At 65.2% G+C, this 15528-nt stretch carries 16 protein-coding genes; 10 read left to right on the forward strand and 6 right to left on the reverse strand.

The window, feature by feature from the left end:
- The 4 genes from VF497_RS14535 to VF497_RS14550 all read left to right on the forward strand — a co-directional run.
- A partial coding sequence (locus VF497_RS14535; protein WP_330889957.1) for a dihydrolipoamide acetyltransferase family protein occupies positions 1 to 910 on the forward strand: 910 nt, incomplete at its 5' end.
- 117 nt (positions 911 to 1027) lie between these two features.
- Positions 1028 to 1477 (forward strand): cytidine deaminase, encoded by a 450-nt coding sequence (locus VF497_RS14540; RefSeq protein ID WP_330889959.1) that lies wholly within the window; start codon positions 1028 to 1030, stop codon positions 1475 to 1477.
- Positions 1478 to 1481: 4 nt separating this feature from the next.
- On the forward strand, positions 1482 to 1862 hold the full coding sequence (locus VF497_RS14545; RefSeq protein ID WP_330889961.1) for a VOC family protein: 381 nt from the start codon (positions 1482 to 1484) through the stop codon (positions 1860 to 1862).
- A 23-nt stretch (positions 1863 to 1885) separates the two neighbouring features.
- Positions 1886 to 3289: an amidohydrolase family protein gene (locus tag VF497_RS14550; protein WP_330889963.1), complete on the forward strand. Its 1404-nt coding sequence runs from the start codon at positions 1886 to 1888 to the stop codon at positions 3287 to 3289.
- A 13-nt stretch (positions 3290 to 3302) separates the two neighbouring features.
- Here the strand turns inward: VF497_RS14550 and VF497_RS14555 are convergent, their stop codons facing one another.
- The 3 genes from VF497_RS14555 to VF497_RS14565 are packed head-to-tail and all read right to left on the reverse strand — an operon-like array spanning position 3303 to position 5110.
- The gene (locus VF497_RS14555; protein ID WP_414706914.1) at positions 3303 to 4517 is read right to left on the reverse strand and encodes a tryptophan--tRNA ligase; all 1215 of its coding nucleotides are present in this window, start codon (positions 4515 to 4517) and stop codon (positions 3303 to 3305) included.
- Positions 4518 to 4520: 3 nt separating this feature from the next.
- Positions 4521 to 4838, reverse strand: a complete 318-nt coding sequence (locus tag VF497_RS14560) for a CcdB family protein (RefSeq protein WP_330889965.1) — start codon at positions 4836 to 4838, stop codon at positions 4521 to 4523.
- Positions 4838 to 5110: a type II toxin-antitoxin system CcdA family antitoxin gene (locus tag VF497_RS14565; protein ID WP_330889967.1), complete on the reverse strand. Its 273-nt coding sequence runs from the start codon at positions 5108 to 5110 to the stop codon at positions 4838 to 4840. Before VF497_RS14565 ends, VF497_RS14560 begins: the two co-directional genes overlap by 1 nt.
- 110 nt (positions 5111 to 5220) lie before the next feature.
- On the opposite strand from VF497_RS14565, the gene VF497_RS14570 reads away from it, so the two are divergent.
- Together VF497_RS14570 and VF497_RS14575 are read left to right on the forward strand one after the other, a co-directional pair.
- Positions 5221 to 6108 (forward strand): hypothetical protein, encoded by an 888-nt coding sequence (locus tag VF497_RS14570; RefSeq protein WP_330889969.1) that lies wholly within the window; start codon positions 5221 to 5223, stop codon positions 6106 to 6108.
- A gap of 111 nt (positions 6109 to 6219) precedes the next feature.
- Complete coding sequence (locus tag VF497_RS14575; protein ID WP_330889971.1) at positions 6220 to 8082, forward strand: DEAD/DEAH box helicase; 1863 nt, start codon at positions 6220 to 6222, stop codon at positions 8080 to 8082.
- Positions 8083 to 8112: 30 nt separating this feature from the next.
- Here the strand turns inward: VF497_RS14575 and rocF are convergent, their stop codons facing one another.
- Positions 8113 to 9033, reverse strand: a complete 921-nt coding sequence (gene rocF, locus VF497_RS14580; RefSeq protein WP_330889973.1) for an arginase — start codon at positions 9031 to 9033, stop codon at positions 8113 to 8115.
- Positions 9034 to 9225: 192 nt separating this feature from the next.
- Here rocF and VF497_RS14585 point away from each other — a divergent pair, with 192 nt between their 5' ends.
- The 4 genes from VF497_RS14585 to VF497_RS14600 all read left to right on the forward strand — a co-directional run bounded on the left by VF497_RS14585 (position 9226) and on the right by VF497_RS14600 (position 13711).
- A complete protein-coding gene (locus VF497_RS14585) occupies positions 9226 to 9975 on the forward strand; it encodes a DUF937 domain-containing protein (protein WP_330889975.1) in 750 nt (249 codons plus the stop codon).
- A gap of 127 nt (positions 9976 to 10102) precedes the next feature.
- Entirely contained in the window at positions 10103 to 10846 is a 744-nt protein-coding gene (locus VF497_RS14590) for a 2OG-Fe dioxygenase family protein (protein WP_330889977.1), read from the forward strand.
- 94 nt (positions 10847 to 10940) lie between these two features.
- Entirely contained in the window at positions 10941 to 13259 is a 2319-nt protein-coding gene (locus VF497_RS14595; protein WP_330889979.1) for an NADP-dependent malic enzyme, read from the forward strand.
- 47 nt (positions 13260 to 13306) lie between these two features.
- Positions 13307 to 13711 (forward strand): cupin domain-containing protein, encoded by a 405-nt coding sequence (locus VF497_RS14600; protein ID WP_330889981.1) that lies wholly within the window; start codon positions 13307 to 13309, stop codon positions 13709 to 13711.
- Between the two features lie 27 nt (positions 13712 to 13738).
- On the opposite strand, the gene VF497_RS14605 is transcribed toward VF497_RS14600, so the two are convergent.
- The gene (locus VF497_RS14605; protein WP_330889984.1) at positions 13739 to 14440 is read right to left on the reverse strand and encodes a class I SAM-dependent DNA methyltransferase; all 702 of its coding nucleotides are present in this window, start codon (positions 14438 to 14440) and stop codon (positions 13739 to 13741) included.
- Positions 14441 to 14496: 56 nt separating this feature from the next.
- Positions 14497 to 15528: methyltransferase domain-containing protein (locus VF497_RS14610; RefSeq protein ID WP_330889986.1), on the reverse strand; the 1032-nt coding region annotated here is incomplete at its 5' end.

The raw sequence follows: 15528 nt of genomic DNA on the forward strand, positions 1-15528 counted from the left end.
CGGGGTCAAGGCCGTGCCGGCCGTGCGCGCGCTGGCGAAGAAGCTCGGCGTCGATCTGTCCCGCGTTCCGGCGAGCGGCGCAGGTGGTGTCGTGACGATGAAGGATGTGCGCGATTTCGCCAGTCGACCGGGGGCCAAGTCGGAGAAGCAACAGCCCTCAGCGCAGCAAGCCGAAACACGGCGCACGCCGAACGTCGCCGCACAATCCACAACAGCTGTGACATCGCAAGCGCGAGAATCCGCCGCACCAATCGCGGCGGAGCCAGGCCGCTTTGGCGAACCGCAGCAGCTCAAGGGCGTCCGCCGCAACATGGCGCGCGTGATGGCCGACGCACAATCGAAAGTCGTGCCGACGACGCTCAACGACGATGCCGACATCCACGCATGGCGCGCGGGCGAAAACGTCAGCGTGCGCCTGCTGCGCTCGATCACGACTGCGTGCAAGGCCGCGCCTGCGCTCAACGCCTGGTTCGATGGCGAGAATCTGACGCGCACGCTGCACGAGCGCGTCGACATTGGCGTTGCGGTCGACACGGTCGACGGCTTGTTCGTGCCCGCGCTGCGCAACGCGGACATGCTCGACACACACGGTCTACGCACCGCACTCGATCATCTGATGCGCCAGGTGCGCGAACGCAGCATCCCACCGTCGGAGCTGACCGGCTACACGATCTCGCTGTCGAACTTCGGCGTGTTCGCCGGGCGCTATGCGACGCCGATCGTCGTGCCGCCGACCGTTGCGATCGTCGCCGCGGGCAAGCTGCGTTACGAAGCGGTGCCGGTTATCGGTGGCATCGAGGCGCATCGCGTCATTCCGCTGTCGCTGACCTTCGATCATCGCGCCTGCACGGGCGGCGAGGCCGCGCGTTTCCTCAAGGCAATGCTCGAGGACCTCGCGCTCACCGAATGATCCGCGCGCATTGACGCGACGCTCAACCGGGCGTATACCATTGCGCCCAGCCTGATCCGGAATGAGATGAAACGTAACGGATTGAAGGACACCCAAACGAATCGGACTCGATTGACCATGGACGAGCGCGCGCTCGTCACCGCGGCGAAGAAGGCAAGACTGCGTGCACACGCACACCAGTCGCAGTTCAAGGTCGGCGCTGCCGCGCGCTACGGCGACGAGATCGTGCTCGGCTGCAATGTCGAATCGGATTCTTACGGGTTGACCAACTGCGCCGAACGCACCGCCGTGTTCGCGGCTCACGCGAGCGGCGTCGCGCGCAAGGGCCTGCGCATGATCGCGGTCATCGCCGACTCGCCTGAAGCGGTCTCGCCCTGCGGCGCCTGCCGCCAGGTGCTGTTCGAGCAAGGCGGCCCGGACCTGCGCGTGATCATGTGCAACACGCGTGGCGACGTGCGCGTGGCGACGCTGGCCGAACTGCTGCCCGGCGGTTTCCGCCTCGAGACTGCGCCGAAGCGTCGTGCCGCGGCTGCTGCAAATCCGCGCAAGGCCATCCGGCGCAGCTGAGCCCATGCATCACAGTCGCATCAGCGCCTATGTCCTCGACTGCAAGGTCGATGACCTAAAAGACGCCTCGGAATTCTGGAGCAAGGCACTCGGCCGCCCCATCGAAACGTTCGACCAGGACGGCGACGGCAAATATGCCGAACTGAAAACCGACGCCGACGAACCGTTCCTGCTGCTGCAGCGCGTCGACCACGAAGCGCGCATCCATCTCGACATCGAAACCGACGACCTCGACGCCGAAGTCGCGCGCCTCGAAGCGCTCGGCGCGACACGCATCGCCTTCGTCAAGCGCTGGTGGGTGATGCAGGCGCCGACCGGGCATCGCTTCTGTGTCGTGCGCAAGCAGCGCGCCGAATTCGGGGCGCATTTGAATCACTGGGACTGACACACAAGAACGGGGGCCCTGCGATGCGTCATGCCATTCGCCTCACGATCGCGTTGCTGGCCGCAGCTACCTGCGCGCATGCTGACGAGAAGGACTACATCGCCTATTCGCAACCGACCCTCGCGTTCGTGCATGCGAACGTCGTCGACGGCACCGGAGCGAAAATTCGCCATGACCAGACACTGGTCGTCGACAAAGGCCGCATCGTTGCGCTCGGCGACGCGAAGCGCGTGAAGATTCCAGCCGACGCGCAGCAGATCGACGTACACGGCAAGACGCTGTTGCCCGGCTTCGTCATGATGCACGAGCACCTGTTCTATCCGACCGGGCACCGTGCCTACACCGAGATGGTGTACAGCTTTCCGCGCCTCTACCTCGCTGGCGGCACGACGACGATGCGCACCGCCGGCACGATGATGCCCTATGCCGACCTCAATCTGCGCCGAGAGATCGAGAAGGGCACCGTCGCCGGCCCCGATATCGACGTCACCGCGCCCTACCTCAACGGCCCCGGCCTGCCGATCCTCGGCGTCAATGCGCTCGGTGGCGTCGACGACGCCGAGCGCATGGTCAACTACTGGGCCGACGAAGGCGTGACTTCGTACAAGGCCTACATGCATATCCGCCGCGATGAATTGCAGCGCATCATCGAGGTCGCGCACCGGCGCGGGCACAAGGTCACCGCACACCTGTGCTCGGTGACCTATCGCGAGGCGATCGATCTCGGCATCGACAATCTCGAGCACGGTTTTTTCGTCGCTTCGGATTTCGTCAAGGACAAGCAGCCGGACGTCTGCCCCGGCGCCAAGGTCAACGCTGCGCTCACCGCGCTCGACGTCGATTCGCCCGAGGCGAAGGCGCTGGTGAAGCACCTCGTCGATCATCACGTCGCGCTCACGTCGACGCTGACCGTGTTCGAGACGTTCGTGTCCGGCCGCCCGAAGGCGCCGCAGGCCGCGCTCGACCTGCTGATCCCCGAAATCCGCGCGCAGTACGAGAAGAGCTGGGACGGCGTGCAGGCCAAGCCGAACCCGGACCAGGTCGCGTTGTTCGCGAAACTCGGCAAGCTCGAAAAACGTTTCGTCGAGGCCGGCGGCCTGCTCATGGCCGGCACCGATCCGACCGGCTACGGCGGCGTGATCCCGGGCTATTCGGGCAAGCGCCAGATCGAGCTGCTGGTCGAGAACGGCTTCCGCTTCGAGGACGCGATCAGGATCAACACGCTCAACGGCGCGAAATTCCTCGGCCGCGACAAGGACGTCGGCACGCTCGAAGTCGGCAAGCGCGCCGACATCGTCGTCGTCGATGGCGATCCGCTTGCACAGACGAGCGCGATCGAGAACATGCCGCTCGTGTTCAAGAACGGCGTCGGCTACAAGACCGAGGCGATCTTCGCGGCGATGAAGAACACGGTCGGTCTCAACTGAGCCGACCGCGCCGTCACTGCGCGGCTTCGACCGCCGCCATCGCCTCGCGTGCTGCAGCCATCGCCGCCTTCGCGTCGGCGAAACCACCCTGCGTCCTGAGCACGTTGCGCTTCGCGTCGAGCACCTTGAATGCGAACGCATCGGCTTCGCGGAAGACGACGGGCTGCAGCGCCGGCTTCTCGCTGCGCGCGGCGGACTTCGTTTCAGCTTCTGCGCTCGCGCGCAGATCGCGCAATCCTGCCGCGTAGCGCAGTTTGTCGAGGAACGGCCCGGCCAGCCTGCGCGCGCGCGCGGCGCCGGCGTGGAGAATGTCCTCGATCTCGGCCGGCTTCGCGATCAGCGCGTCGTAGCGCTCGCGCATCGGCGCGAGTTCGGCGTCGATGCGCTCGAACAGCTTCTGCTTCGCATCGCCCCAGCCGATGCCGTCGGCATAGGCCTGGCGCATCGCCGCGGTTTCCTCGGCGCTCGCGAACGCCTGGTAGATGCTGAAGATGTTGGAGTCGTCGGGATCCTTCGCCTCGCCCGGCGCGAGCGAATTGGTCACGATGCCGAGGATCGCCTTGCGCAATTCCTTTGCCGGCAGCCACAGCGGAATCGTGTTGTTGTAGCTCTTCGACATCTTGCGTCCGTCGAGTCCGGGCAGCGTCGCCACGTTCTCCTCGATCGCGGCTTCCGGCAGCACGAAGTATTCGCCGTCATACAGATGGTTGAAACGCTGGCCGATGTCACGCGCCATTTCGATGTGCTGGATCTGGTCACGGCCGACCGGCACCTTGTGCGCGTTGAAGATCAAAATATCCGCGGCCATCAGCACGGGATACATGTACAGGCCCGCGGTCACCCCCGCATCGGCATCTTCGTTCTGCGCGCGATTCGCATCGTTCGCAGCCTTGTACGCATGCGCGCGATTGAGCAGGCCCTTGGCGGTGACGCAGGTCAGCATCCAGGTCAGCTCGGGAATCTCGCGGATGTCCGACTGACGGTAAAAGTACACTTTTGCAGGATCAAGCCCGCAGGCCAGCCAGCTCGCCGCGATCTCGAGCGTCGAGCGCTGGATGCGCGCCGGATCGTCGCACTTGATCAGTGCGTGGTAGTCGGCGAGGAAGTAGAACGACTCGGCGTCCGCATTGCGGCTCGCCGCGATCGCCGGGCGGATCGCGCCCACATAGTTGCCCAGATGCGGAGTGCCGGACGTGGTGATGCCGGTGAGGATGCGGGTTTTCGACACGTATCAGATTCCGTCAAAAAGAAAATTGAGCGCGCGGACGATAACATCACGCTGCGCGGCTACGTTCGCTTCGAATTTGCGCAATGCTGCAATGGGAACTGCGCAAAGTTCGGGCGTGCACATCACATATCTGCTCACACCGATTTCGATCTGAGGTGTCAGCATGTGCGCGAGTTTGCCGCCGACAATGGAAGACTTGCCCAGCGGCACGATGACGCTGCTGCTCAATCCATCCAACAAATCAGATTGAACGACGAGAAAGAAAGGAAATCGACGCGACGTATTGGGACTCTCGTTGCGAAAAACGTCGAATCGTTCCATCACCAAGTCCTGAATTCTTCATTCCAAAGACCATGCTCGGCGATGTGCCGATTGTAGGCTTCGATCGCTTCGCGATTCTCGCGCTTCCACTGTTCACCGCGCGCCTTGCGCACAATTTCCGCAAGATGCTTCTCGAACTCGGCCGAGAGATTGATCTTCAACTCGCGCGCATCCGCAAGCAGATCACTGCGGATGCTCACGTTCGTTGCCTTTTTTACTGCATTACCCGAGGTAGCCACGACACACCTCCTATGCGCATAAATAATGCGCATAGTTTACCGCCATATTCCTGCGCGAGCAATTCTCGGCATTGCGCGAGCACGATTAACCCCGTTCGCCGCCCCGCCCCGTTGCATCGTTCACCTTGCCAACGGAGTGTCCAATGAAAACGCTGCTGTCCGCCCTCGTTCTTGCCACCCTGTCCTGCGCCCCGCTCGCCCGCGCGGGCGATCTCGTCGACCTGCGCGTGATCGACCGCGATACCGGAGCGACCCTATCTACGTATGCGCGCGACGGAAAAATTTTCGTTGCCGGCACACCAGGCCATCGCTACAGCGTGCGCATCGCCAACCGTGTCGGCGAACGCGTGCTCGCGGTGCTCTCGGTCGACGGCGTCAACGCGGTCACCGGCCAGACCGCGAGCCCCGACCAGTCCGGCTACGTGCTCGATGCCTGGCAGAGCACTGACGTTGCCGGCTGGCGCAAGAGCACGGACGAAGTCGCACAGTTCAACTTCACCGCACTGTCCGGCAGCTATGCGGCGAAAACCGGACGCCCCGACAACGTCGGCGTGATTGGCGTTGCCGTGTTCCGCGAGAAGCCGCTTGACCTGCCTTGGCGCGAAGGCAAGATCGCGAGCGCGCCACTGGCCGATCGCTATTCGCCGCCGTCGCCTCCGGCACAGCCCGCCTCGCCGAAGCCAGCGCCCACTTCCGTGCCACCTGGCGCGGCCGAAGCCGAGACTGCGGCAACGGCCAAGTCGGCCGCCTCTGCCGGCGCGCTGGCCCACGCGGAGTCTTCCGCCGACGCATCCGTCGCCCGCATGCGCAAACCGGAGGAATCGCTCGGCACCGGCCACGGTGCACGCGAAATCTCGCACGTGAGCTGGACCCAGTTCGCGCGCGCCAGCTCGCAGCCGAACGAGGTGATCTCGGTCTGGTACGACAGCTACAACAACCTCGTCGCGCGCGGCGTGATTCCGCCGCCGCCGCGGCGTTTCGTCGAACCGCAGGCATTCCCGGGCGGCTTTGTGCCGGACCCGAGGAGCTGAAACCGCCGGCGCAGCAGCCGAAAAGCCTTTCATGCACCGAAACGGGAGGAGATAATGCCAACTCCTTCCGTTTCGCATCGCCTTCGTGCGCGGCGACCCCAGCGAGCCGCCATGTCCGATTCTTCCACCCCCAACACCACTACCTTCCGCGACCTCGGCCTGCGCGAGGAATTGCTCAAGGTCCTCGCCGGTCTCGGCTACGAATCACCTTCGCCGATCCAGGCGGCGACGATTCCGCCGCTGATCGAGGGCCGCGACGTGCTCGGCCAGGCGCAGACCGGCACCGGCAAGACCGCGGCGTTCGCGCTGCCGATCCTGCAGCGCCTCGACCTGCACAGGAGCAAGCCGCAGGCGCTGATCCTCGCGCCGACGCGCGAACTCGCGATCCAGGTCGCCGAAGCCTTGCAGCGCTACGCACAGCACCTGCCCGGCTTCCACGTGCTGCCGATCTACGGCGGCCAGGCCTACGGGCCGCAGCTCGGCGGCCTGCGCCGCGGCGCGCACGTCGTCGTCGGTACGCCGGGGCGCGTGATCGACCATCTCGAGCGTGGCTCGCTCGACCTCTCCGGTCTGACCACGCTCGTGCTCGACGAAGCCGACGAAATGCTGCGCATGGGTTTCATCGACGACGTCGAGGCCGTGCTGAAAAAGACGCCGCCGACGCGCCAGATCGCGCTGTTCTCGGCGACGATGCCGAGCCAGATCAAGCGCATCGCGCAAACCTACCTGCGCGACCCGGTCGAGGTGAAGATCGCGTCGAAGACGACGACCGCAGCGAACATCCGCCAGCGCTACTGGCTGGTCAGCGGCGTGCAGAAACTCGACGCGCTGACGCGCATCCTCGAAGCGGAGCCGTTCGATGCGATGATCGTGTTCGCGCGCACCAAGCAGGCGACCGAGGAACTCGCCGAACGCCTGCAGGCACGCGGTTTCAGCGCCGCGGCGATCAACGGCGACATCGTCCAGGCGCAGCGCGAGCGCACGATCCAGCAACTCAAGGACGGCAAGATCGACATCCTCGTCGCGACCGATGTCGCCGCACGCGGACTCGACGTCGAGCGCATCAGCCACGTGCTCAACTACGACATCCCGAACGACACGGAGCCTTACGTGCATCGCATCGGCCGCACCGGCCGCGCGGGCCGCAGCGGCGAGGCGATCCTGTTCGTCGCGCCGCGCGAACGCGGCATGCTGCGCGCGATCGAGCGCGCGACGCGGCAGACGATCGAGCCGATGCAGCTGCCGTCGGTCGAAACGGTCAACGAAGCACGCGTGGCCAAGTTCAAGGACCGTATCACCAGCGCGCTCGCCGCCGATGGTCTGGCCGTGTTCCGCAACGTCATCGAAGCCTACGAGCGCGAGCACAATGTGCCGGCGATCGAAATCGCCTCCGCGCTGGCGCGCCTCGCGCAGGGCGACAAGTCGTTGCTGCTCGATGCAAAGCCGAAATTCGAGCCGCGCGAGTTTCCCAAGCGCGAATATCCCGTCAAGGACGCGCCGGCGCACAAACCGCGTCCGCGCCGCGAGGAACGCACGCCGTTCGATTCATCAACGGCCAAAGACGAATTCCACAAGCCGGCGAAGCGCCCCGACGAGCACGAAAAACCCGCGCGCAAGCCACGCGACGACGCACCGCGCGAGAGGCCGCGCGAACGCGCGCAGGAACACGGCATGGAGACCTTTCGCGTCGAAGTCGGCCACGCACACGGCGTCAAGCCGAACAACCTCGTCGGCGCGATCGCGAATGAGGCCGGACTCGACTCGAAACACATCGGCCGCATCGATATCCGTGACGACCATAGTCTGATCGACCTCCCCGAAGGCATGCCGGCGGAACTGCTCGCCCATCTGAAGAAGGTCTGGGTGGCGGGACAACGGCTGCGGATCAGCCGCGACAGCGGCGACGGCACGCATGCGCCAAAGCGCGCGCCGCATGCGAAAGACAAGCACGCGAAGACGAAAAAGCGCTTTTGATTCCCTTCTCCTGCGTGGAGAAGGAAAGCTTCAGCCTCGCATCAGAGTCGACTTGCCGAACAGGCTTTCGACCAGATCGACAGCGAGCTTGCCGGTCTGGTTGCGCTTGTCGAAGGCGGGATTCAATTCGACGATGTCGAGCGAGCCTAGCCGTCCGGTGTCGGCGATCATCTCCATGACGAGCTGCGCCTCGCGATAGCCCGGGCCGCCACGCACGCGCGTGCCGACGCCGGGCGCGATGGCCGGGTCGAGGAAGTCGACATCGAAGCTGACATGCACGTGCGTCTTCGCATCGACGCCGTCGAGCGCCTCCTCCATCGCGCGCTTGATGCCGATCTCGTCGATGTAGCGCATGTCGTAGATGTCGAGGCCGACGTCGTGGACGAATTTCTTTTCGCCCTCGTCGACCGAGCGGATGCCGATCTGGCGGATCGCGTCCTTGTCGAGCATCGGCGCCGCGCCGACGAGCGTGGTCAGCTCATGCGGACCGTAGCCGCACAGGCAGGACACCGGCATGCCGTGGATGTTGCCCGAGGGCGTGATCGCCGAGGTGTTGAAATCGGCGTGCGCGTCGAGCCAGAGCACGCGCAGCTTTTTGTCGGCCTCGCGACAGTGGCGCGCGACCGCGCCGATCGTGCCAATCGCGAGGCAATGATCGCCGCCGAGCAGGATCGGCAGACGGTCGATCGCGAGCTCCGCCGCGACGGCCTGCATCACCGCACGGTTCCATTCGACGACTTCCGGCAGATGGCGATAGCCGGCGTGTGGCGGCTGCCACGGATTGAACGGACCGGCGACATTGCCGCGGTCGACCACGTCGAGCCCACGTTTGCGCAAGGCCTCGGCGATGCCGGCGACGCGCAACGCTTCGGGGCCCATCGACGCGCCGCGATGGCCGGCGCCGATGTCGGTCGGCGCGCCGATCAGGGAGACGGGAGTGAAATTCTGCATTGCGGATTCCATGCCGGCCCCGGCGCAGCTGAAAACGGGGCGGTCACCGCGAATGGCGGGACGCGGGCCTATTTTACCGAGTCCGCCGTCGCATGTTCTTTCGCCCTCGCATGCTATGCTCGGAACGAAACATGACGGCGTTGGCATTTCCGCAAAAGTCGTCACTTTGTCCATTCACAAGGAGCCGAAACCATGAGCGGTTTGATCGACAACATCCTGGGTCACCTCAACAGCAACCAGATAGGCGCGATCGCCAACCAGCTCGGCACCGATCCCGCAACGGCGCAGGCCGCGATCGAGCAGGCGCTGCCGCTGATCGTCGGCGGCATGGCGAAGAATGCGAGCACGCCCGACGGCGCAGACGCGCTGCACAACGCGCTGAGCAACCACGCCGGCGGCAGCGTCGGCGACATCCTCGGCAGCGTGCTCGGCGGCGGTGCGGGACAGGCCGGTGGCGGCGGACTCGGCTCGATTCTCGGCAGCGTGCTCGGCGGTGGCCAGCAGGCCGGCGGCGGTGGCGGGCTCGGCTCGATCCTCAGCAGTGTGCTCGGTGGCGGTCAGCAGGCCGGTGGCGGAGCTGGCGCGAGCATCGGCGGCGCAATTCTCGGCCACGTCTTCGGCAACAACGTCAATGCAGCCAATCAGGGCCTCGGCCAGACCACCGGCCTCGGCACGCAGGGCGCGGGACAGTTGATGGCGATCCTCGCGCCGATCGTGATGAGCGTACTCGCCAACCAGACGCGCAGCCAGGGACTTTCGCCCGGCGGGCTCGGCAACGTGCTTGCCCAGCAAGCGCAGGCGACACAGCAGCAGGGCGGCGTCACCGGCGGCCTGCTCAACGCCGTGCTCGACCACAACGGCGACGGCCACATCGACCTGTCCGAAATGATGGCTGCGGCCGGCGGCGTCATGGGCGCGCTCGGCGGCCGTCGTCAGGTCTGAGCCTGCGTTCATTGCCGAAAAAGACGGGCGCGCGGCGCCCGTTTTTCGTTTGTGTGGAGCGATCATGGCGAAGCGGCCCCGTCGAAGTGGCTCTGGAACCGAGTCGCGATTCTGCTAGGGTTTCGTTATGACTCGCGCACCTGCCGATGCCGTCGATGACTTGCCCGCCGCGCTGCGCCGCGACGGCTATGCGTTCGTCGCGCATGCGCGCATGCGCGAGCTGCTCGACCAGGTCGGCACGCTCGAAGACTGGCCCGCGTTCGCGGCGAGCTGGAACGATCTTGCACTCGACACGTACCTCGCCGACTTTGGTCGTTATCGGCGACGGCGGCATGCGGTGTTTCGTATCGATGACGACAGCGCGATCGTGCGCGAAGCCCACCAGCCGCATTGGCAGAGCCGAGAGTACAACGCACTGCAAGGCGGCATCGAACGCTGGTTCGAACCGCTGGAAAACTCGATCGTTTCAGGCGCCAGCCTGCAAACGATCCTCCGTTTATCTTTTGCTCTCTTCGGTAGCCTCTCCCCCGAAGTAAAAACTTGGCACGTCGAAGTGCATCAGTTCCGCATCGAAGCTCGCCCCGATGAACCCGGCCAGCCGACACCCGAGGGCGTACATCGCGACGGCGTCGACTACGTGCTCGTGCTGCTCGTCGATCGCGTCAACATCGCCAGCGGCACGACGACGATCCACGCCGCGGGCACGCGCGAACTGCTCGGCAGCTTCACCCTGACCAAGCCGCTCGACGCCGCACTCGTCGACGACGCGCGCGTGTTCCACGGTGTCACGCCAGTCGAGCCTCTCGACCCGGCGCAGCCCGCGCATCGCGATGTGCTCGTGGTGACGTTCAAGCGCGCGCAGCGTTCCTGAAAACGCTGAAAGGGAAGCAAAAGCGGCCCGTGTTATAGTCTGGAAAACTCAGCAACAGCGCGCTGCGCAACGCATCGCCCGGGGAAAAGACCGCATGTCGTCGAACAAAGCCAACGATCTCAAGCAAGCCGCCCTCGACTATCACCGCGCACTGCCCTACGGCAAGATCAAGGTCTCTCCGACCAAGCCGATGGTGACCCAGCGCGACCTGTCGCTGGCCTATTCGCCCGGAGTGGCGGCGGCCTGCGAGGCGATCGTTGCCGATCCCGCCGAAGCGTCCAAGGTGACCGCGCGCGGCAATCTCGTCGCCGTGATCACGAACGGCACCGCCGTGCTCGGCCTCGGCCCGATCGGCCCGCTCGCGGCCAAGCCGGTGATGGAAGGCAAGGGCGTGCTGTTCCAGAAGTTCGCCGGCATCGACGTGTTCGACATCGAGATCGACGAACGCGATCCGGACAAGCTCGTCGACATCATCGCCGCGCTCGAGCCGACCTTCGGCGGCATCAATCTCGAGGACATCAAGGCGCCGGAGTGTTTCGAGGTCGAGCGCAAGCTGCGCGAGCGCGTGAAGATCCCGGTGTTCCACGACGACCAGCACGGCACCGCCATCATCGTCGGCGTCGCCGTGATCAACGCGCTGCACATCATCGGCAAGAAGATCGGCGAGGTGAAGCTCGCCGCCTCGGGCGCGGGCGCGGCCGGCATTGCCTGCCTCGACATGCTCGTACGTCTCGGCGTGAAGCCGGAGAACATCCTCGTCAACGACAAGGATGGCGTGCTCTACCAGGGTCGTCCGGGACTGTGCGGCGAACTCGAACGCTATGCGCGCGACACGGGCGCGCGCACGCTCGGCGACATCGTCGACGGCGCCGACATTTTCCTCGGCGTCTCCGCCGGCGGCGTGCTCACGCAAGCCATGGTCAAGACGATGGCCGAGAGGCCGATCATCCTCGCGCTGGCCAATCCGACGCCGGAAATCCTGCCCGAACTGGCGAAAGAGGTCCGCCCCGACGCGATCATCGCGACCGGACGCTCGGACTATCCGAACCAGGTCAACAACGCGCTGTGCTTTCCGTACATCTTCCGCGGCGCACTCGATGTCGGCGCGACGACGATCAACGCGCAGATGGAAGTCGCAAGCGTGCACGCGATCGCCGAACTTGCGCGGCGCGAGACCTCCGACGTCGCCGAACGCGCCTACTCGCTCGGCGACGCGCACCTGACCTTCGGCCCCGAATACCTGATCCCGCAACCGTTCGACCCGCGCCTGCTCGTCTCGGTCGCGCCCGCGGTCGCGCGCGCGGCGATGGAATCGGGCGTGGCGACCCAGCCGATCACCGACCTGCGCGCCTACACCGAGAAACTCTCGCAGTTCGTGTTCCGCACGACGACGCTGATGAAGCCGCTGTTCGAGCGCGCGCGCGCCGACATCAAGCGCATCGCCTTCGCCGAGGGCGAGGAAGACACGGTGCTGCGCGCAGTGCAGGTGATCGTCGACGAGGGCCTCGCAAAACCGATCCTGATCGGCCGCCCCGCCGTGATCGAGAAACGCATCCAGCGCCTCGGCCTGCGCATCCGCGCGGGCGAGCATTTCGAACTGACCAACGTCGACAACGATCCTCGCTACGACGAATACTGGAACTACTACCACAAGCTCAACGCACGCCGCGGCACGACACCGGCACTGGCCAAGGCGATGATCCGCACACGCGTGACGCTGATCGCCGCCATAATGGTCGCGCGCGGCGAGGCCGACGGAATGATCACCGGCCTCGTCGGCACGTATCAATCCAAGCTCAACTACATCCGCAACGTGCTGCCGCTCGACCCTAACGTCTGCGCACCGGCGGCGATGACCGGCGTGCAGAACGACCGCGGCGCGTTCTTCTTCATCGACACGCACGTGCAACCGGATCCGACTGCGGAGCAACTGGCCGAGGCAACGCTGCAAGGCGTGCTGCGCCTGAAGATGTTCGGCATCAAGCCGCGCGTGGCCTTGTTGTCCCACTCCAACTTCGGCGGCTACGCGACGCCGAGCTCGCTGAAGATGCGCAAGGTGCTGGAACTCGTGCGCGCGGCCGATCCGACCCTCGAGATCGACGGCGAGATGCAGGCCGACACGGCGCTCAACGAAGCGGTGCGCGCGCGCATCTTCCCCGAGTCGACCCTCACCGGCACGGCCAACGTCTTCGTCTGCCCGAACATGGACGCGGCGAACATCGCCTACAACCTCGTGCGTCACATGACCGAAGGCGTGGCGATCGGGCCGATCCTCATGGGCATCTCCAAGCCCGCGCATATCCTCACGCCAGTCTCGACCGTGCGCCGCGTGGTCAACATGACCGCGGTGGCCTGCGTCGAGGCGCAGATCCGCGCGCAGCTCGAAAACGCACAGTCGGGAAAATCGGCATAGCTGATTTCCCCGAGGGCAGTCATCGATTTCTTCCGGAGAAAAGCGCCATGAACTGCAAGCACAAAATTGCAACGATCGCTGCCGCGCTCGCATTGATCTGCGGCGCGCCGGCATTGCGCGCGGACGAAGCGCCGAAAATCCAGCGCCAGATCCTGCTCAAGGACGACTTGAGCATCACGGGCCACGAAGGCGTAATGGTGCGCGTCGAAATCCCGCCCGGCGCGGCCGAGGGTTATCACACCCATCCAGCCGACGCATTTGCGTTCATCCTCGAAGGCGAAGTCGTGCAGGAAGTCGCTGGCAAACCGACGGTCACGCTCAAGGCGGGCGATGTATTCCACATCCCGGCCGGCGTCGTGCACCAGGCGACCAACAAGGGCAGCGTGCCGGTGAAACTCGCGGTCGTGTTCGTCGCTGAGAAGGGCAAGCCGCTGACCACGCCGGTCAAGTAACGTCTGCGAATATCGATTGACTGCCGCTCAGCGTTTTTCGGCAGTGGCGATGTAACCGGCAATCGGGCTGTCCGCCTCAAGGCGCAACACGATGTCCTCGAACGTGCATGCGGCGAAGCCCGCGTCACGGCACAGGCTCGCGATCGATGCACGCGAGTGCGCGTAACGCCCGCTCGCGCGCAAGCGCAATTCACCTTCTGCGGCAGACGCCTCCTCGCAGGAAAAGATCAGCACTCCTCCCGACCGCAACGCACGGAAGGCGTCCGGGATGAAATCGGACAAGTCGCCGACGTAGATGAACACATCACAGGCCGCGATGCAGCCGTAGCGCGCGGCCGGCGTGCTGCGCAATTCCGCCAGTGCATCGCCCAGTCGCAGCTCACTGTAGATGCCAAGCGGCCTCGCCTGGTCGAGCATCCGTGCCGAGAGATCGATACCGACCAGATCGCCGTCGAGGCGACCGAGGCACAGACCGAGCAGACCGGTGCCGCAGCCGAGGTCGAGCAGGTCGAGCTTGCGGTCCGGATAGCGGCCCAGCATGATGTCGGCGACGCGATGCGGCACGCGATATTGCAGCCGTCCGACGAGGTGTTTCTCGAAGCGCTCGGCCAGGCCGTCGAACAACTCGGCGACGAGCGCGGCAGGCTGCGTGCGCGGCGTCTCGCCGCGTGCCACGGCCTCGCGAAATCGTCGTACGTCCTCGTCGGAATGGTCGGGGTGGCCTGCCATGGGGCGGCGAATGTAGCACGCCGGCACCCCGTGAAATTCATGGTCAAGCCGTTGGATCAAACACGCTCGGCAACGGCGATGAACCCGGGAATCGCCGCCTGGTTTTCCTGGCGCAGGTCGATGTTTTCGAACGCGACGTGAGCGAAACCCGCATCGCGGCACAGCCGCTCGATGTAGGCGCGCGAATGCGCATAACGCTTGCTCGGGCGCAATACAAAACCGCGTTCGTCGTCGGCCGCGGTTTCGCAGGAGAAGATCAGCAAGCCGCCACGACGCAGAACGCGAAAACAATCGGCGACGATCTGCGCGATCTCGCCTACGTAGATGAAAACGTCGTTGGCGATCACACAGTCGTAGGATTCCGCCGCGGATTTCCGCAGTTCCACGCGCAGGTCGTCCTGGACGAGGCGCGTATAGATCGCGTGTCGCCGCGCCTGTTCGATCATGCCTGCGGACAGGTCGACGCCGACCAGACTGCCCTTCACACCGCCGAGATAGACTCCGGTCAAGCCGGTGCCACAGCCGAGATCGAGCACGTCGATACGCAGATCGGAATGCCGCTCGCGCACCATCTCGGCCACGCGCTTGGGGACACGATACTTGAGCGCGCCGACCAAGTGCTTGTCGAAGCGCTTCGAGTAATCGTCGAACAGCGCCTGCGTCATTTCGTTGGGCTGAGTGTCGGGCGTCTCGCCGCGCGCCAGCGCGAGGTTGAAACGGATCGTGGCGTCACCGGGCGCGAGCGCGAGCGCGCGCTCAAGGACGGCGATCGCCTCATCGCGTCGCTGCAATTGGATCAAGCACTCGCCGAGGCTGGCGAGATCGACCGGATTCTGCGCGCCGCCCCCGAGCAACTCGCGGTACAGCGGTTCGGCGTCGCCGTAGCGCGCACTGCTGAACAGGCAGACGGCGAGCGCGCGGGTGATCCGCGGGTTCTGCGGCTGCAACGCGCGTGCAGCGCGCAAGTGGCGCTCCGCGCTCGAATAGATGCCGGCCTGATTGGCGACCGCGACGGCAGCTTCGAGCACGCCGAGATCGTTTGGTGCGAGTTCCACCGCCTTGTCGACCGCCGCGACGGCTTCTTCGTG

This window comes from Rudaea sp., from assembly GCF_036383415.1.
Classification (GTDB): domain Bacteria; phylum Pseudomonadota; class Gammaproteobacteria; order Xanthomonadales; family Rhodanobacteraceae; genus Rudaea.